Source organism: Microbacterium sp. NPDC057741, from assembly GCF_042798735.1.
In the GTDB taxonomy this organism is placed as follows: Bacteria; Actinomycetota; Actinomycetes; order Actinomycetales; family Microbacteriaceae; genus Microbacterium.
Genome location: NZ_JBHVJW010000001.1, coordinates 1,117,012 through 1,138,095 on the forward strand (window position 1 = coordinate 1,117,012; position 21,084 = coordinate 1,138,095).

Annotated in this window: 18 protein-coding genes; 11 read left to right on the forward strand and 7 right to left on the reverse strand. The window is 66.1% G+C overall.

Features of this window, described 5'->3' with window-relative positions; genetic code table 11:
• Positions 1 to 9 precede the first annotated feature (9 nt).
• The 6 genes from rfbA to ACFVDO_RS05400 are packed head-to-tail and all read left to right on the forward strand — an operon-like array spanning position 10 to position 6,806.
• A complete protein-coding gene (gene rfbA, locus ACFVDO_RS05375; RefSeq protein ID WP_378856847.1) occupies positions 10 to 882 on the forward strand; it encodes a glucose-1-phosphate thymidylyltransferase RfbA in 873 nt (290 codons plus the stop codon).
• A complete protein-coding gene (gene rfbB / locus ACFVDO_RS05380; RefSeq protein ID WP_378856849.1) occupies positions 879 to 1,874 on the forward strand; it encodes a dTDP-glucose 4,6-dehydratase in 996 nt (331 codons plus the stop codon). Before rfbA ends, rfbB begins: the two co-directional genes overlap by 4 nt.
• On the forward strand, positions 1,871 to 3,289 hold the full coding sequence (gene rfbD / locus ACFVDO_RS05385) for a dTDP-4-dehydrorhamnose reductase (RefSeq protein ID WP_378856851.1): 1,419 nt from the start codon (positions 1,871 to 1,873) through the stop codon (positions 3,287 to 3,289). Before rfbB ends, rfbD begins: the two co-directional genes overlap by 4 nt.
• Positions 3,290 to 3,344: 55 nt before the next feature.
• Positions 3,345 to 5,255, forward strand: a complete 1,911-nt coding sequence (locus ACFVDO_RS05390) for a glycosyltransferase (protein ID WP_378856853.1) — start codon at positions 3,345 to 3,347, stop codon at positions 5,253 to 5,255.
• The gene (locus ACFVDO_RS05395) at positions 5,252 to 6,208 is read left to right on the forward strand and encodes a glycosyltransferase (RefSeq protein ID WP_378856855.1); all 957 of its coding nucleotides are present in this window, start codon (positions 5,252 to 5,254) and stop codon (positions 6,206 to 6,208) included. Before ACFVDO_RS05390 ends, ACFVDO_RS05395 begins: the two co-directional genes overlap by 4 nt.
• A gap of 1 nt (position 6,209) precedes the next feature.
• Positions 6,210 to 6,806 (forward strand): hypothetical protein, encoded by a 597-nt coding sequence (locus ACFVDO_RS05400; RefSeq protein ID WP_378856857.1) that lies wholly within the window; start codon positions 6,210 to 6,212, stop codon positions 6,804 to 6,806.
• 21 nt (positions 6,807 to 6,827) lie between these two features.
• Here the strand turns inward: ACFVDO_RS05400 and ACFVDO_RS05405 are convergent, their stop codons facing one another.
• From ACFVDO_RS05405 to ACFVDO_RS05430, 6 genes are read right to left on the reverse strand one after another with little or no spacing between them, the layout of a single operon-like run.
• Entirely contained in the window at positions 6,828 to 7,565 is a 738-nt protein-coding gene (locus tag ACFVDO_RS05405) for an ABC transporter ATP-binding protein (protein ID WP_378856859.1), read from the reverse strand.
• Positions 7,565 to 8,380 (reverse strand): ABC transporter permease, encoded by an 816-nt coding sequence (locus tag ACFVDO_RS05410; protein WP_378856861.1) that lies wholly within the window; start codon positions 8,378 to 8,380, stop codon positions 7,565 to 7,567. Before ACFVDO_RS05410 ends, ACFVDO_RS05405 begins: the two co-directional genes overlap by 1 nt.
• A 1-nt stretch (position 8,381) precedes the next feature.
• Positions 8,382 to 9,530, reverse strand: a complete 1,149-nt coding sequence (glf, locus tag ACFVDO_RS05415; RefSeq protein WP_378856863.1) for a UDP-galactopyranose mutase — start codon at positions 9,528 to 9,530, stop codon at positions 8,382 to 8,384.
• A gap of 26 nt (positions 9,531 to 9,556) precedes the next feature.
• Positions 9,557 to 11,719, reverse strand: coding sequence for an acyltransferase family protein (locus ACFVDO_RS05420; RefSeq protein WP_378857066.1), 2,163 nt, complete (start codon positions 11,717 to 11,719; stop codon positions 9,557 to 9,559).
• Positions 11,677 to 12,972 (reverse strand): nucleotide sugar dehydrogenase, encoded by a 1,296-nt coding sequence (locus ACFVDO_RS05425; protein ID WP_378856865.1) that lies wholly within the window; start codon positions 12,970 to 12,972, stop codon positions 11,677 to 11,679. Before ACFVDO_RS05425 ends, ACFVDO_RS05420 begins: the two co-directional genes overlap by 43 nt.
• 35 nt (positions 12,973 to 13,007) lie before the next feature.
• Positions 13,008 to 14,171, reverse strand: a complete 1,164-nt coding sequence (locus ACFVDO_RS05430) for a glycosyltransferase family 4 protein (protein WP_378856867.1) — start codon at positions 14,169 to 14,171, stop codon at positions 13,008 to 13,010.
• A gap of 135 nt (positions 14,172 to 14,306) precedes the next feature.
• Here ACFVDO_RS05430 and ACFVDO_RS05435 point away from each other — a divergent pair, with 135 nt between their 5' ends.
• On the forward strand, positions 14,307 to 16,085 hold the full coding sequence (locus ACFVDO_RS05435) for an ABC transporter ATP-binding protein (protein WP_378856869.1): 1,779 nt from the start codon (positions 14,307 to 14,309) through the stop codon (positions 16,083 to 16,085).
• Positions 16,086 to 16,097: 12 nt separating this feature from the next.
• On the opposite strand, the gene ACFVDO_RS05440 is transcribed toward ACFVDO_RS05435, so the two are convergent.
• Positions 16,098 to 17,177 carry a glycosyltransferase gene (locus ACFVDO_RS05440; RefSeq protein ID WP_378856871.1) on the reverse strand — a complete coding sequence of 360 codons (1,080 nt, stop codon included), beginning with the start codon at positions 17,175 to 17,177 and terminating at the stop codon, positions 16,098 to 16,100.
• Between the two features lie 190 nt (positions 17,178 to 17,367).
• On the opposite strand from ACFVDO_RS05440, the gene ACFVDO_RS05445 reads away from it, so the two are divergent.
• Genes ACFVDO_RS05445 through ACFVDO_RS05460 form a run of 4 tightly spaced genes read left to right on the forward strand, consistent with a single transcriptional unit; the run spans position 17,368 to position 21,070 of the window.
• Complete coding sequence (locus ACFVDO_RS05445; RefSeq protein WP_378856873.1) at positions 17,368 to 18,522, forward strand: N-acetyl sugar amidotransferase; 1,155 nt, start codon at positions 17,368 to 17,370, stop codon at positions 18,520 to 18,522.
• Complete coding sequence (gene hisH, locus ACFVDO_RS05450) at positions 18,519 to 19,124, forward strand: imidazole glycerol phosphate synthase subunit HisH (protein ID WP_378856875.1); 606 nt, start codon at positions 18,519 to 18,521, stop codon at positions 19,122 to 19,124. The genes ACFVDO_RS05445 and hisH overlap by 4 nt, the downstream gene beginning before the upstream one ends.
• Positions 19,121 to 19,885, forward strand: a complete 765-nt coding sequence (locus ACFVDO_RS05455; RefSeq protein ID WP_378856877.1) for an AglZ/HisF2 family acetamidino modification protein — start codon at positions 19,121 to 19,123, stop codon at positions 19,883 to 19,885. The genes hisH and ACFVDO_RS05455 overlap by 4 nt, the downstream gene beginning before the upstream one ends.
• A gap of 24 nt (positions 19,886 to 19,909) precedes the next feature.
• Positions 19,910 to 21,070 (forward strand): glycosyltransferase family 1 protein, encoded by a 1,161-nt coding sequence (locus tag ACFVDO_RS05460; RefSeq protein WP_378856879.1) that lies wholly within the window; start codon positions 19,910 to 19,912, stop codon positions 21,068 to 21,070.
• Positions 21,071 to 21,084: the final 14 nt, after the last annotated feature.

The window sequence follows — 21,084 nt, forward strand, 5'->3', positions numbered from 1 at the left end:
GATGGCTCCGTGAAGGGGATCATTCTTGCGGGGGGCTCTGGGACGCGGCTGCATCCGATCACACTGGGGGTGTCGAAGCAGCTCATCCCGGTGTACGACAAGCCGATGGTGTACTACCCGCTGTCGACGTTGATGCTTGCGGGCATCCGCGACATCCTGGTGATCACGACTCCCCACGACGCGGCTCACTTCGAGCGGCTGCTGGGTGACGGATCGCAGTTCGGCATCTCGCTGAGCTTCGCGCAGCAGGCGTCGCCGGATGGCCTGGCGCAGGCCTTCACGATCGGCGCGAACTTCATCGGCGATGACAGCGTGGCCTTGGTGCTCGGTGACAACCTGCTCTACGGGCCCCGACTCGGTCGACAGCTGAAGCGGTTCGCGAAGATCGACGGCGGTGCGGTGTTCGCGTACTGGGTTGCGGAACCGTCCGCGTACGGTGTGGTCGAATTCGACGCCTCCGGGGCGGCGGTGTCGCTGGAGGAGAAGCCAGCGGCGCCGAAAAGCAACTACGCCGTCCCGGGGCTCTACTTCTATGACAACGATGTCGTCGAGATCGCGCGCGGCCTGAAGCCGAGCGCCCGCGGCGAGTACGAGATCACCGACGTGAACCGCGCGTACCTGGAGCGCGGGAAGCTGCAGGTCGAGGTGCTGCCGCGCGGCACCGCCTGGCTCGACACCGGCACGTTCGATCAGATGACGGATGCCGCGGACTACGTCCGGACGATGGAGCGCCGCACGGGCATGAAGATCGGCGCACCGGAGGAGGTCGCGTGGCGCCAGGGCTTTCTCACCGATGAACGGCTCCGCGAACGCGCGCTGAAGCTGGTGAAGTCGGGGTACGGCTCCTATCTGCTGGACCTGCTCGATCGGGGCGATCGATGAACCTGCTGGTCACCGGCGGTGCCGGGTTCATCGGCTCCAACTTCGTGCACCATGTCATGGCGCACACCGACCATCACGTCACGGTGCTGGACAAACTCACCTATGCGGGCAATCGCGCGTCGCTGGCGGGGCTTCCCGACGACCGGGTGGCGTTCATTCACGGCGATATCGCCGATGCGGTTCTCGTGGACTCCCTGGTCGCGGATGCCGACGCGGTCGTGCACTACGCGGCCGAGTCGCACAATGACAACAGCCTGCGCGACCCGCGTCCGTTCCTGGACACGAACATCATCGGCACGTACACGCTGCTGGAGGCGGTGCGCCGGCACGGGGTGCGATTCCACCACATCTCCACCGACGAGGTCTATGGCGACCTCGCCCTCGGCGATCCGGCGCGGTTCACCGAGTCCACCCCGTACAACCCGTCTTCGCCGTACTCCTCGACCAAGGCCGGCTCCGATCTGCTGGTCCGCGCCTGGGGGCGCTCGTTCGGCGTGGCTGCGACGATCTCGAACTGCTCGAACAACTACGGTCCGTACCAGCACGTGGAGAAGTTCATCCCGCGTCAGATCACCAACGTGATCCGCGGCATCCGACCCAAGCTGTACGGTGCTGGGCAGAACGTGCGGGACTGGATCCACGCCGACGACCACTCCTCCGCTGTGCTGACCATCCTGGAGAAGGGCCGCATAGGCGAGACGTATCTGATCGGTGCGGATGGTGAGAAGGACAACAAAGCCGTCGTCGAGCTGATCCTGACTCTGATGGGGCAGGATCCCGATGCGTACGACCACGTCACCGACCGCGCCGGGCACGACCTGCGCTATGCGATCGACTCCACGAAGTTGCGCACCGAGCTCGGATGGATGCCGAAGTACGGCGACTTCGAGGCCGGCCTGGCCGCGACCGTCGACTGGTACCGCGACAACGAAGCGTGGTGGGCCGGCGCGAAGGACGTGACCGAGGCCTTCTACGCGAAGCAGGGCCAGTGAGCATCGACTTCGGCAAGGCGCTGACCGCCACTCAGACACCGATCCCCGGACTGGTCGTGTTCGATCTCCCTGTTCACGGCGACAGCCGCGGCTGGTTCAAGGAGAACTGGCAGCGCGAGAAGATGGTCGCCGCCGGCCTGCCCGACTTCGGTCCCATGCAGAACAACATCTCGTTCAATGATGTCGTCGGCACCACCCGAGGCATCCATGCCGAGCCGTGGGACAAGTTCATCTCGGTGGCCACGGGCCGCGTCTTCGGCGCCTGGGTCGATCTTCGCGAAGGCCCGACCTTCGGCACGGTCTTCACCGCCGAGCTCGACCCGTCCCGGGCGATCTTCGTCCCCCGTGGGGTGGGCAACGCGTATCAGACCCTCGAGGCCGACACTGCGTACACCTACCTGGTCAACGACCACTGGTCGGCTGAGAACACCGAGTACGCGTTCCTGAACCTCACCGACGAGACTGTCGCCGTCCACTGGCCCGTCCCGCTCGACGATGCCGAGATCTCGGAGAAGGACCGCACCCACCCCCGTCTCGCCGACGTGACACCGATCGCCCCGCGCAAGATCCTCGTGCTCGGTGCGAACGGACAGCTCGGGCGAGCGCTCCGCGCGGAATTCGGCGATGCGTCGCATATCGAGTACGCGACCCGCGTCGACCTCGACATCACCGGCCCGGGTCTCGCCGCTGCCCGTCGCTGGCGGGAATACGGCGTGATCATCAACGCCGCCGCACACACCGCCGTCGACCAGGCCGAGACGTCCGAGGGGCGCCCTGTAGCGTGGGCCGCGAACGCGGCCGCGCCCGCCGCACTCGCGCGCATCGCCGCCGAAAACGGGCTCACCCTCGTCCATGTCTCCAGCGACTACGTGTTCGACGGCACATCGGCTCGTCCGTACCGGGAGGACGACCTGGTCAGCCCGCTCGGCGTCTACGGGCAGTCCAAGGCCGCCGGCGACCTCGCCGTCCAGACTGCTCCACGGCACTACATCGTCCGCACCAGCTGGGTCATCGGTGACGGCGGCAACTTCGTGCGTACGATGGCCTCGCTCGCCGAGCGAGGCATCGACCCGAAGGTGATCGACGACCAGGTCGGGCGCCTCGCGTTCGCCTCGGACATCGCCCGTGGCATCCGGCACCTCCTCGACAGCGAGGCGCCGTACGGCACCTACAACCTCACCAGCGGAGGCGACCCGGCCAGCTGGGCGGACATCGCGCGTCTGGTCTTCGAAGACAGCGGGCACGACGCCGCGCGGATCACTCCGGTGACGACCGCGGAGTATCACGCCGGCGCATCCGGCGCGGTCGCACCGCGACCGCGCAATAGTGTGCTCGACCTGAGCAGGATCGAGCTGACCGGCTTCGCGCCTTCGGATTGGCGAGCCTCACTCCGGATGCATCTGGCGGCCGAATGACGCGCGCTGACGCCCGCACGAGGATCTCAGCGTTCCCCCGGTAGGCTTGTCCTCCGTGACTCATGTGCTGCAGAACGTCGTGTTCCCCCTCGACCGCGATCCGGACCTGCTGCCGCTCTACGCCGACCCCGAGACCTGGTCGGTCATCGACGAAGAGCCCGTGCGCGTCTCGAATCGTGCGCACCTGGGCAACATCCTCGGCCGGAACAGGGCGCGCATCGTCGCCGGACGACGAGTCTCGCTCGGCACCTACTTCAACGCCTTCCCCGCGTCGTACTGGCAGCACTGGACCAGTGTCCGCGAAGTGCGCCTCACGGTGCGGACCACTGGACCCGCGACGATCCTGGTGTACCGGTCCAACGGTTCGGGCGTTCGCCAGCGCGTCGACGATCGCGAGGTGAGCGGTGAGGCCGAGACGTCCTTTGACTTGCCCCTGACGGAGTACTCCGACGGGGGCTGGATCTGGTTCGACGTCGTCGCTGACGAGAAGCACGCTGTGCTCGAGGGCGCGGAGTGGACGACCGAGCAAGAGCCGGCGCGCTCCGGCAAGGCCTCGCTCGGCATCACGACGTACAACAAGCCCGACTACTGCGTCGAGACGCTGCAGGCACTCGCCGACGCGCCGGATGCCCTCGAACTCATCGACCGCATCTTCCTCGTCGATCAGGGCACCCAGCTCGTCGCCGAACAGGAGGGCTTCGACGATGTCGCCGGGCGGCTCGGCGAGACTCTCTCGGTAATCCGCCAGCCGAACCTCGGCGGTTCCGGTGGCTTCGCACGGTCGATGCACGAGACCCTGCAGCGTCCGGAGAGCGACTTCGTGCAGCTGCTCGACGACGACGTGCGACTGGAGCCCGAATCCCTGCGCCGGTCGATCGTGTTCGCGCGATACAGCACGAATCCGATGCTCGTCGGCGGGCACATGTTCGATCTGCTGGACCGCCCCAAGCTGCATGGCTGGGCCGAGGTCGTCGATGAGAGCCCGTTCATGTGGCGCAATCTCTTCCAGGAGAAGCTGCCACACGACTTCGGCGTCGCGAACCTGCGTCAGTCACCGTTGCTGCACATGCGCATGGATGCGGACTACAACGGCTGGTGGATGTGCCTCATCCCGGTGGCCGCGATCCGTGAGGTCGGTCTCTCGCTGCCCGCGTTCATCAAGTGGGATGACGCGGAGTTCTGCCTCCGCGCCGGCGAGGCCGGCTTCCCCACCGTCTCCCTGCCGGGCGTGGCGCTCTGGCACGTGTCCTGGGTGAACAAGGACGACTCGATCGACTGGCAGGCCTACTTCCACGCCCGCAACCGCATCGTGGCCGGACTCTTGCACTCGAACGCGCCGCGCGGCGGACGCCTGCTCGTGCACAGCCGCAGGGTCGATCTGAAGCACCTCATGATGATGCAGTACTATCCCGCGGCGCTGCGGGCGCGAGCCCTGCGCGATGTGCTGTCCGGGCCGTCCCATATGCGAGGCAATCTGGGTAACGCGATGCCGGAGGCAAGGTCGCTCGCCGCCGACTTCCCCGAGACCGTGGTGCACCGCGACCCCGCCGTCGTCCTGCACTCCCGCAAGGGACGCCGGGTGTACAAGGTGCGCAAGCAGAATGAGTTCGACAGCCCCACCGGGATGAAGCTGCGATGGTTCACTGCGGCCACGCTTGTCAGGCACTGGTTCCATCACCCCGACCCCGCCAACGTCTCGCAGCCCGAAGTCGAGTTCGGCAAGGAGGATGCGCATTGGTGGCGCCTCCCCGCATTCGACAGCGCTCTGGTGAGCGCGGCCGACGGTTCCGGGAAGAATATCTACACCCGCGATCGCCTGAAGTTCCGCCAGATGCTCACCGAGACGGTGCGGTTGCACTGGCAGCTGCGACGTCGCTGGCCCCAGCTGCAGAAGGAGTATCGCGAGGCGCTTCCCGACCTCGTCTCCGACGCCGCATGGCAGCACACGTTCGAGGAGCAGTCTTGACCGCCGCCCCGTTCGATCCCGCTTCCGCGGCGATCGTCATCGTCACCTTCAACCGCTCGCACCTGCTGCAGGGGCTGCTCACCAGCATCCGCACGATGGACCCGAAGCCGGGTCGTGTGGTGATCATCGACAACGCCTCGTCCGATGACACGACGGAGGTCGTCGAGTCGTTCCGCGCCGATCTCGGCACGGAGATCGTGTATCGCCGCCTCGAGACCAACACGGGCGGTTCCGGCGGCTTCAGCGAAGGCATGCGCACCGCGTACGAGCTCGGCTCCGAGTGGATCTGGATGATGGACGACGATGTCGAGGTGCTTCCCGACGGCCTCGCCCGCATGGGCCACTGGTCCGAGCGGTTCAAGAGCATCCAGGGTCGCCGCTACGACTACGACGGCAGCGAGTTCTACTGGCAGTACCGCATTGCTGAGCGCATGGGCATCCCCATCCCGTTCGCACCCTCCGGTTTTGACGACACCGGGTTCAAGGAGATGAACAGCGGATGCTTCGAGGGCATGTTCATCCACCGGTCGATCGTGAAGGAGATCGGCCTTCCCGATCCCCGCTTCTTCATCTACTGGGATGACCAGCTTTACGGCTGGCTCGCGTCGCGACGGACGACGGCGGTGATCGTTGACGAGTTCGTGCTGCGCCGCACCCGCGAGATCGTGCAGTGGGATCTCGGCATCCGCCACCTGAACGCGTCCAGCAACGCCTACCGGTACTACATCATGAGAAACCGGGCCTTCATCAAGCACTACTACCGCGCGAATGGGGCCTACAACCCGGTGCTGTTCGGAGCGGGCACGACACTGACCTTCTTCAAGGAGCTCATTCGCCTGGCGTTCGTCGAGCGCACCGTCCGAGGCACGAGCAACCTGTTCCGCGGGCTGCGTGACGGCGGGAGGATCGGCCGCGATCGCAGTTGGCGGCCGATGGCTCCGCTGGAGTCCTGACATGGAATCACACGAACCGGAGTACGTCGGGTCGTTTCCGCCGGAGCAGAAGCGGCATCCCGGCCGGGTGTGGCTGATCATCGGGCTGTCCGTCGCCGCGGTCGCCATCGCCGTGGTCCTGTTCCTGCTTTTCTTGCCGCGGACAGCACCTTCGCCAGACTCCACGGACACACCGACGCCGACACCAACCGCGAGCGCGTCGCCCACAGTCACGTCGACCCCGACACCGACCACGCCAGCACCTACGCCGACGACACCCCCGCAGACGCCTCCGCCGGTCGGAGACCCCAGCCTCGAAGTGTTCCGCGACAAGGTCCGCCCGGTGATCACGGACGCCGACACCGGGTTGCGCATGCTCTCGGGAATGAGCGGTCAGGACGCGGTGCAAGTCGTCGACCAGTTGCGACAGGATGCCGAGCGGCTCTCCGATTCGGTCGCCCCGTCCTCGATCGCGGCCGAGTGGCAGACCAAGAGCGCAGCCTATCTCAACGCCTTGTCGCGACTGCAGGATGCGTATGCGAACGGCACCAGCACTGATGCCGCGCTCACCTCGGCGACCTCGGCGAAGCAGTCTCTCAAGCAGCTCGTCGGGCTCTGAGAGGAACCTCGTCCCGTCGTCTCAGGCCGCAGCGCTCTCTGCGTTGTAGCGGTCAAGCACCTCGCCGATCGGCCCGTCCAGCACCAGGGCGCCCTTGTTCAGGTAGAGCCCTCGAGTGCAGAACCGGCGCAGGTCGCGCTCGTTGTGACTGACGAAGAAGAGCGTGCGGCCTTCTGCAAGCAGTTCGTCGATGCGGGTGTAGCACTTGTCGCGGAACGCCTTGTCGCCGACGGCGAGCACCTCGTCGACGAGCAGGATCGGCTCTTCCAGCTGCGACACGACGGAGAACGCCAGCCGCACCTTCATCCCGTTGGAGAGATGCTTATAGGGCGTCTCCTGGAAGTCCTCGAGCTCGGCGAAGGCGATCATCCCGTCGTAGCGACGCGCGATCTCCTCCTTGGACATGCCGTGCAGGCCCGCGGTGAGTCGCACGTTCTCGCGCACGGTCAGATCGCCGACGAATCCGCCGGTCAGTTCGATCAGAGGAGCGACTCCGCCGTTCACCGTCACCGCGCCCTCATCGGGCAGCAGGACTCCGGCGACCAGGCGCAGCAGGGTGGACTTGCCCTGACCGTTGCGTCCCACGACGCCGATCGCCTCGCCGGGCGCGACGGTGAACGTCACGTCGCGCAGCGCCCAGAACTCTCCGGGCCGGGAGCGACGGCTGGCACCGGCGAACAGGTCCTTCAGCGACCGGCGTCCCCGCCGGTTCCGTCGGAACCGGACTCCGAGCCCGTCGACCTCGATTGCGGCGGTCATCACAGCTCCTTCAAGACGGGACGCTCGAGCGTACGGAACGTCCAGACGCCGAGCACGAAGATGACGAGCGTGACCGCGGCGCCGATCAGGATCACCTTGAGATCCCATTGGTCGGGGAAGAACGCCATCCGGTAGAGCGACATGATGCCTGCCAGCGGGTTGAACGCGCCGATGGTCTCAAACGCGCCCGGCAGATCGCGCACGCTGTAGATGATCGGCGTCGCGTAGAACAGCGCACGAAGGATGAGCGCGGTCGTGCGCTCCAGATCGGTGTACAGGGCGCAGAGCGGGGCCACCAGCAGGCCGAGGCCGACCAGGAGTACCGTCTGCCACAAGACGGCCACTGGGAACCAGAGGATGCCCCACCCCACGTGCGCGGTGAACTCGGGGTTCTTCTCCACCATGATGTTCACGACGACGAAGATCACCAGCACCGGGAGCGAGAACAGGAACTCGATGCCCTTGCTGAGCACGATGCGATTGACCCAGATCGAGCGCGGTATGGCCGTCGAGCGCACCAGCCGCGAGTCCTTCTTGAACGCACGGGTGAAGTCACCGACCGAGCTGTTGAACCACACCCAGGGCAGCAGCGCGCTGATCAGGAAGATGATGTAGGGCTGCTCTCCCGCGCTGCGGTGGAACACCTGCGTGAACACGAACCAGTAGATCGCGCTCATCACCAGCGGATCGAGCACCGACCACAGGTAGCCGAGTGCGCTGGTCGAGTACCGGACCTTCAGATCACGGGCCGACAGCAGCCACAGCGAGTGGAAGTAGCGCCGGGGCGTACCCGGCGCCCCCACCGTCATCGTCATCTCAGCCGTGCAACTCGGTCAGGTCGTTGCGCCACATCGACAGCGCCGAGCCGATGGCCATGTGCATGTCGAGGTACTGGTAGGTGCCGAGGCGCCCGCCGAAGTGCACGTCCTGCTCGCCCCTGGCGCGCTCGCGGTACGCCAGCAAGCCGGTGCGGTCGGCCGGGGTGTTCACCGGGTAGTACGGCTCGTCGTCACGGTTCGCGAATCGGGAGAACTCGCGCATGATGACGGTGCGATCCTGCTCGAAGAGCTCCTTACGCTCGGGATGGAAGTGCTTGAACTCATGGATGCGGGTGTACGCCACGTCCAGATCCGGGTAGTTCATGACCGGGGTTCCCTGGAAGTCGGACGTGCCGAGCACCTCCTGCTCGAAGTCCAGCGTGCGCCAGGAGAGCGCGCCCTCCTCGTAGTCGAAGTACCGGTCCACGGGACCGGTGTACACGACCGGCACCTGCCCGACGACGGCCTTCTTGTTCAGCGGCTGCGACTCGTCGAAGAAGTCGATGCCGAGCTTCACCTCGATGTTCGGGTGGTCCGCCATCCGCTCGATCCAGGCCGTGTAGCCATCGGTCGGCAACCCTTCCCAGGTGTCGTTGAAGTAGCGGTTGTCGTAGGTGTAGCGCACGGGCAGCCTGCTGACGATGTCGCCAGAGAGCTTGTGCGGGTCGGTCTGCCACTGCTTCGCCGTGTAGTCGCGGAAGAACGCCTCGAAGAGCGGGCGCCCGACAAGGGCGATGCCCTTCTCCTCGAAGTTGGCCGCCGTCTTGACGTCGAATTCGCCGGCCTGTTCCTTGACCAGTGCCCGCGCCTGATCGGGCGTGTAGGCGGACTGGAAGAACTGGTTGATCGTGCCGAGGTTCACCGGCATCGGGAACACCGTACCTTTATGCGTGGTGTACACGCGGTGCACGTAATTCGTGAAGGTGGTGAACCGGTTGACGTACTTCCACACGGTCGGGTTCGACGTGTGGAACAGGTGCGCCCCGTACTGGTGCACCTCGATCCCCGTCTCGGGCTCGGGCGCGCTGTACGCGTTCCCACCGATGTGCGGGCGGCGGTCGATGACTACCACCTTGCGCCCGGCATCCGCTGCACGTTCGGCGATGGTGAGGCCGAAGAAACCCGACCCTACGACGAGAAGATCCATGAGATCAATCGTATCGGGGTCATGCCTCAGCCCTTCACAGCGTCGACCACAGCCGCGAGCATCGGAGCGAGACGGCGCACGTAGTCGAGGTTCAGATGATCGGCGTCGTAGTAAGTCGCAATGCCGCCGACAGCCGCGTAGCAGCGACCTTCGGCGCAGAAATAGGGCGACGCGTCGAACGCGCGCACTCGCGCGTCGTGAATCCGATCCGCCGCGAGCAGATAAGGATCCGGCGGGTTGGCGTCCTCGGCCGGAACTGCGCAGGCAAGCGGAGCGTTGCGGTTGAGGACCAGACAGTTCGGGTCGCGCACCTCACCGTTGAACGGCACTCCGCCGAGCGGGATGACGGTGGTTCCGGCATCCGCCCAGCGTGTCCACGCGCGCACCAGTCCGTCGACGAACTGATCCCGCTGCGCTCTTCCGGTGCCATCATCCACCAGTTGCACTCGGCCGGCGGAGGAAGTGAACACGATGTCAGGATGCTGCTGCACCACTTCTTCCTGAACGGCCCCGGCCCACGAACGACAACTGTCGCGGTCAGCAGACGGGGCAGCGGTACGGAACCCGATATACGGCGCGTCTGTGACGGGGCACCCGCCCCCGAAACTGGTCGTCACGACCCAACCTCGGGCGCGCGCGAGGTCGAGGATCGGTCCCTTCCACTGCTCGGCGTGCGAGTCACCGACCAGCCAGACCTCCGCCGTTGCCTTCTTCCCCGCGCTGAAGTCGCACCTCACAGTCGCCGTGCGGCCACCGAGCGGGAGCAGATCGGGCACGCTCGAGCAGCTCGGAGGTGTGTAGAAGTACGCGTTGACCGGACCCATCACGGGTTCGGCCACGGAGTCGAACGGATCGTCGCAAGAAGCGCCCGACTCGAGCGACTGCGGTCCGACGCAGGCCTGCACCGTGACCGTCGCCGGTGGGACATCAGCGTTCTTCCGCAACGTTCCCGCACCGATGAGCGCCACGGAGACCACAGCGACGAGCGCCATCGAGAGCAGCATGGCCGCGAAGGTTCTGGGCGACGAGTTCTGGAGAAGGGACCAGCGCTGCCCTGGCACCTCCACGAACCGCCGGGTGAAGTCTGCCAGCACGAGCGCCACAACGATGATGCCGAGCTTCATGGCCGTCGAGAGGGTACCGGAGAGCAGGAACGGCACCAGGACGATCAGAGGCCAGTGCCACAGATAGAGCGAATACGAGACATCGCCGAACCATTGCACCGGACGCCAGGAGGTGAGCGGCGTGTGCAGCAGGCGCGTACCGCCTGTTCCCGCCAGGATCACAGCGGCCGTGCCGAGCACCGGCAGGAGTGCGGTGACCCCGGGGAACGGCGTCGTGGGGCCGTACATTACGGCGGCGACAGCGATCCCAGCGAAGCCGCCGATGGACAGGAGGTCGCCGGCGACGCGCGGAAGCCGTGCCAAGGGCAGCAGGGCGATGAGCCCTCCTATGCCGAACTCCCATGCGCGCGTGTAGGTGACGAAGTACGCGTGGCTGGGCGCGACGGCCGTGGTGTACGCGCTGAGGCCCAGCGAGACCACGACGAGCACGCCAAGGGCGATCGCCGCAGTCTTCCGCGGATCCGATGACCTCCGGCGGGCGAGCCGCCACACGCCGAGGAGCAGCAGCGGCCAGACGAGGTAGAACTGCTCTTCCACCGAGAGCGACCAGTAGTGCTGCGCCGGCGTGGCGAGGTCGTTCAACGCGGAGTAGTTCACGCTCATCGCGCTGAGGAACCAGTTCTCGACGTAGGTCGCGCTGGCGAGGATCTCCGCGCCAGTGCGCTCCCAACGCGGGTACGGCAGCAGCGCGAATGTCGCGACGGCGCTGACGAGCAGCACCAGGAGCGCCGCCGGAAGCAGGCGCCGCACTCGCCGCGCGTAGAACCGCCCGAGCGCGATCCGCCCCGTCGAGGACACCTCTCGAAGCAGATGCGCCGTGATCAGGTATCCCGAGATCACGAAGAAGACGTCGACCCCGACGTATCCGCCGGTGAGCCGCAGCGGCCAGAGGTGGTTCAGCAGGACTGCGAGGATGGCAACGGCACGCAGCGCCTGGACATCGGGACGGAACCCCGCTGCCCGGGCGCGGCGCGGCGCGGCCGGTGCCGATCTGACGGCGGTGTCGGTCAGCGGAGGGCTCCTCAGCCGGCGGCGCCGACGACGATTCGCGGAGTTCCCGCCCAGAGTGCGCCGTCGGTCGCGTTGCGGCCGTCGACGAGCAGCTTGATCCCGGGGATATGTGCCGGAGCGATGGTCTTGTAGTCGGCGTGGTCGGTCTGCAGGATCGCGAGTTCGGCAGCATCCCCGATGGCGAACGGCTCGAACCCGAGTCCGCGCAGCTCGTCGTCGGTGTACAGAGGGTCGTGCACGAAGACCTCGGCGCCACGCTGCTTCAGCGCGGCGACGGTCGGGAACACTCCCGAGAACGCGGTCTCCTTCACTCCCCCGCGGTATGCGGCGCCCAGAACCACCGCACGGCGCCCGGTCAGGTCGCCGAGGACGCCTGCGGCCTGTGCGACCAGGCGCTCAGGCATGGAGGCGTTGAAGTTGCGCGCGACGCGCACGATGTCGGCATCCGGGTCGGTCGACAGGTACAGCCTCGGGTACACCGGGATGCAGTGCCCACCGACCGCGATGCCGGGCCGGTGGATGTGACTGTAGGGCTGCGAGTTACAGGCCTCGATCACCTTGTACACGTCGATGCCATGGCTCGCGGCGAAGACGCCGAACTGGTTCGCCAGGCCGATGTTCACGTCGCGGTACGTGGTCTCGGCGAGCTTCGCCATCTCGGACGCCTCGGTCGAGCCGAGATCCCACACGCCGTTGGGTCGGGGCAGGTCAGGGCGCTCGTCGAACTGCAGCACGGCTTCGTAGAACTCGCGTGCGCGGCGGTTGCCCTCGTCGGAGAGCGCGCCGATGAGCTTGGGGTACTTGCGCAGGTCGGCGAAGACACGACCGGTGAGCACGCGCTCCGGCGAGTACGCGACGTGGAAGTCGACGCCCTCGGTGAGGCCGGAGCCCTCCTCCAGCATCGGCTTCCAGCGGGTGCGCGTGGTGCCCACAGGCAGCGTCGTCTCGTAGGAGACGAAGGTGCCGGGGGTCAGGTGCTCGGCCAGCGACTTCGTCGCGGCATCCATGTACTTGAAGTCCGGCTCCCAGGTTTCGTCGTTCACGAAGACCGGGGCGACGAGCACGACGGCGTCGGCGCCGGGGATCGCCTCGGCGTAGTCGGTGGTCGCGCGCAGGCGCCCCGCGGGAATCAGCTCCTCAAGCCGCTCCTGCAGCTCCGCTTCCCCGGGGAACGGCTCCTTCGCGGCGTTGATTGAGTCGACCGCCTTCTGGTTGACGTCGACGCCGATCACGTCGTGACCGGATGAGGCGAACTGGACGGCGAGGGGAAGCCCGATCTTTCCGAGGGCGACGACAGCGATCTTCACACCCACAATCGTAGGGGATCCGTCTGCGCCCTGACTCAGGAGCGTCCGCGGACGATCTGCTCCGACTGCGCGACGATGCGCGAGGCGACCGTGGAGAGCGCATAGCGCTCGGAGGCCCATGCGGCGAGTTCGACCCGTCCTGCCTCCGGCAACGGCGCGGCCGCGGCGCTGAGCATCGCCTCTCGGACGGCATCAGCATCCCACTCGACAGCAACCCCGACGGGGTGATGCGACGACTCGGCGCGCAGGAACGGCGCGGTCGGCCCGACGCCGCTGAAGACCACAGGGCAGCCGGACGCCAGGGAGCCGTACACCTTGGTCGTGAACGCATAGTCGTATCCGGCATCGGGCTTCAGACTCGCGAGCGAAGCCGTCGCGGCGCTCAGCACCGTCGCGAGCTGCTCGGGCGGCACAGGGTCATGGAACTCCACGCCGGACAGACCCGATTCGGCGATCTTCTCCCGCATCCGCGGCTGCTCCGAGCCGTTTCCGATGAAGATCAGCCGGGCCTGCGGATACGCGGCTCGCACACCGGCGAACGCATCGAGGAACACTTCCGCTCCGTGCCACTCGGAGTACGAGCCCGGGTAGACGAACACCGGATCAACAGGTGGCTCCTGGGGTGTGTATCGGAACGAGGAGGTGTCCGTGCCGAAGCCGACCGCCGTCGCAGGCACTTCGATGCCGATCTGACGCATCCGTTCGATCAACCCCTGTGAGATCGCGAAGGCATGCGCCGCACCGCGCATCGCGAAACGTTCGACCGCGCGAAGAGCGCCGAGGACGACGGTCGACGACGTCACGACTCCGGCAGCGTCCGACCACAGGTCGGCCGCGTCATAGACGTACGGTGTCCGCCGCAGCCAGGCGACGATCCGCACCACCGCGCCAGTGGTCGGAGGGGGCTCCACGAGGTAGAGATCGGAGCGACGTGAGAAGAGCAGGCGGAAGAATGCCGGGATGTCGAAGGACATGTAGGAGACATATCCGCGTACATATCCTTGGCGATCGCGTTTGACGCGTGCGCGGCGGACCTCCACGCCGTCGGGGTCGGCGCCGGAGGCAGAGGCGGGTGGGGAACTGGTGAGCACCTCGACCTCATGGCCGGCATCACGGAAAGCCTCAGCGGTCGCGCGGAGCAGGAACGACGCCGCCGCGGGCTCCGGAGTGAAGATCCGACTGATGATGACGATGCGCATGGCCTGTTGACGACCCAACTCGAGACTCCCCCCGCAACCAGTCCGCAACCGTACCATGCGGAGTTCTCCCTGTTAGGCCGCGGATAGACTTCCACAGTCATCCACGTTCCGATGACGCCGGAGGTTCGGAGTTTCATGAAGTCAATGTTCGGCTTGTACCGCCAGGTGGTCGCAGAGCTGCCCGCCGAAGCCCGCCGCTTCCTCACGATCTATTCCTGGCTGCTCGCGTCCCTCGCGATCTTCGATGCCGCCGCGCTCGGACTCCTCGCTCTTGTGATCGGGCCGCTGGCGGCCGGAACTCCCGTGGTTCTCCCGCTCATCGGCGAACTGGATTTCGGTGGGGTGATCATCGCGATCTTGGTGATCTGCGGGCTGATGATCACCAAGGGTCTCATCGCGACCCTCGTGATGTGGTGGGGCACCCGCAGGATCATCAGGTATCAGGTCGCGGTTGGCGACCGGCTCTTCCGCGCTTACATTCACGCACCGTGGACGCTCCGCCTGAAGAAGAACTCCTCGGACATGCTGAGGTTCAGTGACGGTGGCGTCGACGTGATGATCAACACGTTCCTGCTGCCCGGGGCGACGCTGCTGGGAGAGGCAGTCAGCCTCGTCGTCGTCGTCGCGACGCTGGCCATCGTTCAGCCGGGCATCGCGGTGATCACCCTCGTCTACATGTTCCTGCTCGGCGCCGTCCTCTATCTGTGGATCGCGAAGCATGCACGCCTGGCGGGCGACGTCAACATGAAGGCGACGATCCGCACCTCCCGGCTGATCCTGGAGATCATGTCGACGATGAAGGAGATCGCGCTCCGCAATCGCGAGGACACCGTTGCGGATGTGGTCGAGGCGTCGCGCAAGGAGAGCTCGCGGGCTCGTGCAAACACCTACTTCCTCGGCCAAGTGCCCCGGTACGTTCTCGAATCCGGGATCATCGGTGGCTTCATCGTCATCGGCGGGGCCGGTTTCCTCCTCGGAGGTCAGCAGGCCGCGATCACGGCGGTCGCCCTCTTTGGCCTGGCGGGTTTCCGGATGGCTCCGTCCGTGACGCGCTTCCAGTCGATCATGTCGACGATGCTCGCGTCCGCGGCCTACCCACGTCGCGTGATCGAAGAGCTCCACGAGACCGAGGCACTGGTAGCGACCTCGTCAGGACGCCCTTCGCGCCCCGTGCCGTCGAAGCCGCAGTCCATCGTCCTCGAGGAGGTGACCTTCCGATATTCGCCGGATGCGGCGCCCGCAGTGAGCAACGTCTCCCTCGAGATCCCGTTCGGGTCCTTCGTCGCGTTCGTGGGGTCGTCCGGCTCCGGCAAGTCGACGATGGTGGATCTGCTTCTGAGCCTGCTCGAACCGACCGAAGGCACAATTCGCATCGACGATGTGCCGATGACGGAGCTGACCCGCGCATGGCGCGATCGCGTGGGATACGTGCCCCAGGACGTGGCGCTCTTCGATTCCACGATCGCCGAGAACGTCGCGCTCACCTGGGCGAAGGACTACGATCCCGCGCGCGTTCAGAGCGCCCTCGAGCAGGCGCAGGTGTGGGAGATCGTCTCCAAGCGCGACGGCGGGATCGAATCGCAGGTCGGCGAGCGCGGACTCTCGCTGTCCGGCGGGCAGAAGCAGCGCCTGGGCATCGCGCGTGCGCTCTACATCGATCCTCTCGTGCTCGTCATGGACGAGGCGACGAGTGCACTGGACACGAAGACGGAGGCCGCCGTCTCGCAATCGATCACGGAACTCAGTGGCGACCGCACGCTCATCGTCGTGGCGCACCGCCTCTCGACGATCCGCCACGCGGACCGCATCTTCTTCATGCGCGACGGCGAGGTGATGGCCTCCGGCACGTTCGATGAACTCGTGGCCTCGGTGCCCGACTTCGCGCATCAGGCCGCCCTCGCCGGGCTCGCCTGATCCCCGGAGCGGTCAGCCGAGCAGACGGCGCAGCACGTCCCGCTGCACGTCGGCGTCCACCGCCGAGCTCAACTCCTTCGCAGCACGGTCGGATGCCCGCTTGAATCCGGCGACGTCGTCCGGTGTCAGCGCACTCAGCGCGGTTTCGAGATCATCGGTCTCAAAACCGTGCACCGTGACGCCCAGACCGTGGTCGGCGATGAGCCGATCTATCTCGATCGCCTGCCCGAACACGATGCCCACACGGGACTGCACGAAGTCGAAGAACTTGTTGGGCAGCATGAAGCGATGATTGGTCGTCGTGGGCTTGAGCAGATACACGCCGAGGTCGAACTCGTTGAGCGCCGCCGGGAGCTCATGCGGCAGCACCGCGGGATGGAACGTGATGCGCTCCGAAGCGCCGGCGCGCTTCACCAGAGAGGCGCGATACGGGTCGTCTTCAGGCGCCACTAGAAATAGGTCGAGCGTGAAACGCTCGTCGAGCCCCAGGGTGGCATCGATCAGCGACTCGATGCATCGCTCAGGCACGGCGACGCCGCTGTGGACCAGTCGGATGCGCCCGGGCACCATCGGACTCGGCGACAGTTCCACGTAGTCGCGTGCGTTGCGCACCACGGCCGTCGTGACCCCGAACTCCTTCTCGTACAGCTCGGCGATCAACGGGCTGACCGTGGTGACGGCCGCGGCCCGAGGAAGATACTTGCGGCACAGCGCCGTCATGAACGGAGCGACCAGCAGGCGCCAGCTCAGGATGTGCGTCTGCTCTTCGGGCGCCCATTCATGCATGTCGGCCCACACCGGGGCGCCCTGCGCGACGTCGAAGGCGAGCGGCAGGGCACGCGCGTCGTTCGCGACGACGAGGTCGAAGCTCTGCCCGGACAGCGATTCTCGCGCCGCGGCGATGGCCGGCGCCGCGAACTCGGCGGCACCGTGCGCGTGGACAGCGAGCTTCAGCACGCCGAGCGGCGTCTGCGGCAACGAGGGCAGCCCCGCGGAGACCTCGATGTGGTGCGCCGCACCCGCAGGCGTTCCGCCGAATCCGACCGTGGTGACCTCCCCCGCCTCCGCGAGTACCGCGATCTGACGCAGCACGCGAGCGTCCGTCGTCAGTGGGGAGAAGGAGATGCTGAGGATTCGCGGTCGGCGGCCACCGATGGATGCAGGCTGAGACTCTGACACAACCCCCGATGATATCGTGAGGCGTTGATCTCTCGACGCGCTGTGGTTCGACCACGCCACTGATCTCCACCTTCTCATCTCTACCTTCATGGAGGCCCCCGGAATGACGGGTGACACACGTCCCTACCAGCGATGCACTCGCACGATCATGGACACCACCGATCCGGACATCACATTCGATGAGCACGGCGTCAGCAACCACGCGACGAACTACGACGTCTTCATGGGCAAGGTGGTCGACAAGGCCCTCGCCGGTGAGGCACTGCCCGAGCTCGAGGCGATGGTCGCAGAGATCAAGAAGGCCGGAGAAGGTAAGCCCTACGACTGCATCGTCGGCGTCTCCGGCGGCGTGGACAGCACCTACCTGCTGATGAAGGCCGTGGAGCTGGGGCTGCGCCCCCTGGCCGTGCACTTCGACAGCGGCTGGAACTCCGAGCTCGCGGTCGGGAACATCCAGAACCTCGTCACGACGCTCGGCGTGGACCTGTACACGCACGTCGTCGACTGGCGAGAGATGAAGGACCTCCAGCTGTCCTTCTTCAAGGCCTCGGTCGCGAACTGTGACATCCCCACGGACCACGCCTTCGGCTACGTCGCATTCCAGCAGGCGCGGAAGTACGGGATCAAATACATCCTGTCCGGATCGAACTACGCCAGCGAGTCGATCCTCCCCCGTGCGTGGGGCTACAGCTCGGACGACGCCAAGCACCTGAAGGCGATCCAGAAGCGCTTCGGAACCGTGAAGCTGAAGTCCTACCCTGTCATGGGCATGTTCCGTCGGCACATCTGGTATCCAATGGTGGTCGGGATCAAGACGGTGCGACCGTTGAACCTGATGCCCTATGTGTACACGGACGCCAAGAGAGACATCACCGAGCGCGTCGGCTGGCGCGACTACGGCGGGAAGCACTACGAGTCCGTCTTCACCCGCTACTTCCAGGGCTACTACCTGCCGCACAAGTTCGGATTCGACAAGCGTCTCGCGCACTACTCCTCGCTCATCGTCTCCCACCAGATCACCCGGGATGAAGCGCTCGGATTGATGGAGACCGAGAACTATCCCGAACAGCTGCGCGAGCAGGACCACGAGTTCATCGCCAAGAAGCTCGGAGTCTCCGTCGCCGAGCTCGAGGAGATCTTCGCGAAGCCCCCGGTCCCCTACAACGCCTACCCGACCTCGGAGAAGTCCTGGGCCATCGTCATGCGCGGAGCGTGGCTGGTCAACGGCGTCCTGAAGCGACTGCACCTCAAGAAATGAGCGTGTCGATCGTCGACTACGGGCTGGGCAACCTCGGCTCCGTGGCCAACATGCTCAAGCGGGTCGGCGCCCAGAACAACCGGGTCAGCACGCCCGACGAGATCCTGGCCGCGGACCGGATCCTCCTGCCCGGTGTGGGCGCGTTCGACAAAGGCACTGCGCTCCTGCAGGATGCCGGGCTGTCGGATGCGCTGCGGGAGTTCGCCGCCTCTGGGCGCCCGTTGCTCGGCATCTGCCTGGGTATGCAGCTCCTGCTCGACTCCAGCGAGGAGGGCGTCAGCAAGGGACTGGGCCTCATCCCGGGACGCAGCCTGCGCTTCGAAGACGCCCCTGGGCTAAGAGTGCCCCATATGGGGTGGAACGAGGTGTCCCGGCGGCACGAGGATCCCGTGCTCGCGTCGCTGCCCGATGAGAACCGGTTCTACTTCGTGCACAGTTACCGGGTCGTGCCCGAGCGCGAGGAGGACGTGCTGGCTACCACCACCTACGGAGCGTCGTTTGCCTCGATGATCCGTCGCGACAATGTGATCGGTGCCCAGTTCCACCCCGAGAAGAGCCACGCCTTCGGCATGGTCATCCTGAGGAATTTCGCCGACCTATGAGCAGCTTCCCCCGCGTCATCCCCGTCCTCCTCGTCAGCGACGGCTATCTCGTCAAGCCCGTGAAGTTCCGCGGCGACAAGTACATCGGCGATCCGATCAACGCCGTGCGCATCTTCAACGAGAAGCAGGTCGACGAACTCGTCATCTGCGACATCGACGCGTCCGTCAAGGGCACTGGCGTCAACTACACGCTCATCGAGGAGATCGCCAGCGAGGCCTTCATGCCGGTCGGCTACGGTGGCGGCGTCTCATCGGCTGCGGAGGCGCAGCGCATCACCGGCATCGGGATCGAGAAGGTCGTGCTCAACACGGCAGCGTTCACGCGACCCGATCTGATCGGCGAGGTCGCCGATGCGCTCGGCTCCTCCAGCACCGTCGTGAGCATCGACGCGAAGAAGAAGCTGACCGGCGGCTGGGACACCTTCGCGGCACGCGGATCGAAGAAGACCGGTCTCGCTCCCGATGAGGCGGCCCGACGTGCGCAGGCTCTCGGCGCAGGCGAGCTCATCGTCTCGTCCATCGACCGTGAGAGCACCTTCTCCGGCTATGATCTGAAACTCATCTCGACGGTCGCGGAGTCCGTGACCGTGCCGGTGATCGCCCTCGGCGGTGCTTCCTCGCTCGAGGACTTCCGCCAGGGTCTCGATGCCGGGGCGTCAGCCGCGGCAGCCGGAAGCATGTTCGTTCAGAACGGCAAGCATCGGGCCGTGCTCATCACGTACCCGTCCGCCGCTGAAGTGCGAAGCCTCAAGAGAGACTGAGACACCACATTCGAAAGGCCCCTCGTGACCTCCTCCTCACGCCGTCGCGTGCTCGTGTTCACCTTCACCCCCATCGATCGGGAGCCGCGGGCTCTCAAACAGATCGCGGTGCTGAAGGACGACTACGACGTGACCACTGCCGGCTTCGGCCCGGCACCGGTCCCCGGTGTCCCCCACATCGAACTGGAAGCACTCCCGACGTCCCGCGGAGTGCTGTCGATTCGCGGCGTGTACTCGCTGCTGATCCTCCTCCGGCAGTACCGGCTTCTCTCCCGACTGCTCCCGCGCAACGCGTCCGCCTACGAGCGGCTGTCTCCGCACGAGTGGGATCTGATCATCGCTCACGATGTCTCCACCGTTCCGGTCGCGCGCCGGCTGCGCTCGACGCACGGCATCCTCGTGGACCTGCACGAATATGCGACGAGGCAGGGCGAGAACTCGCTGCGCTGGCGTCTGGTCGAGGGCGGCTACTTCCGCTGGATCCTGAAGAAGCACGTCTCCAAGGCCGCCGCGATCAGCACCGTCGGGCAGGGCATCGTCGACGAGTACCGCCGCGAATTCGGGCTCGACAGCGATCTGGTCGTGAACGCCACGCCGTTCCGCGACATCGAACCGACGCCGACGCCGTCACCCATCCGACTCGTGCACAGCGGTGCCGTGGCCGCGACGCGGAAGCTCGAGATCATGATCGAGGCCGTGAAGCTGACCCGCGTACCGGTCACGCTCGATCTCTATCTGGTCGGCAGCGAGGACGCCTACTTCCAGTCGCTGCGCGACAGGGCGGCGGGCGACGACCGAATCGTCTTCCGCGACCCCGTCCCCTACGCGGAACTCGTAACCAGGCTCAGTCAGTACGACATCGGACTCGCCATGATCGCACCGTCCACGTTCAACCTGCTCTGGTGCCTGCCGAACAAGTTCTTCGATTACATCCAGGCACGGTTGGCGATCATCACTGGACCGTCGCCCGAGATGGCACGACTGACGAACGAGTACGGCCTGGGTGCGGTCACCGGTGACTTCACAGGCCCGTCTCTTGCCGCTGTGCTCGATTCCCTCGATCCTTCGCGCGTCGACGAATGGAAGGCGGCCGCCGACCGTCATGCGCGCGAACTGTCCAGTGAGACCCAGGTGCTGGTGTGGAAGCGGATGGTCGACGATCTCTTCGCGGGCCGTCGCGCATGACACTCCCGGCGAGC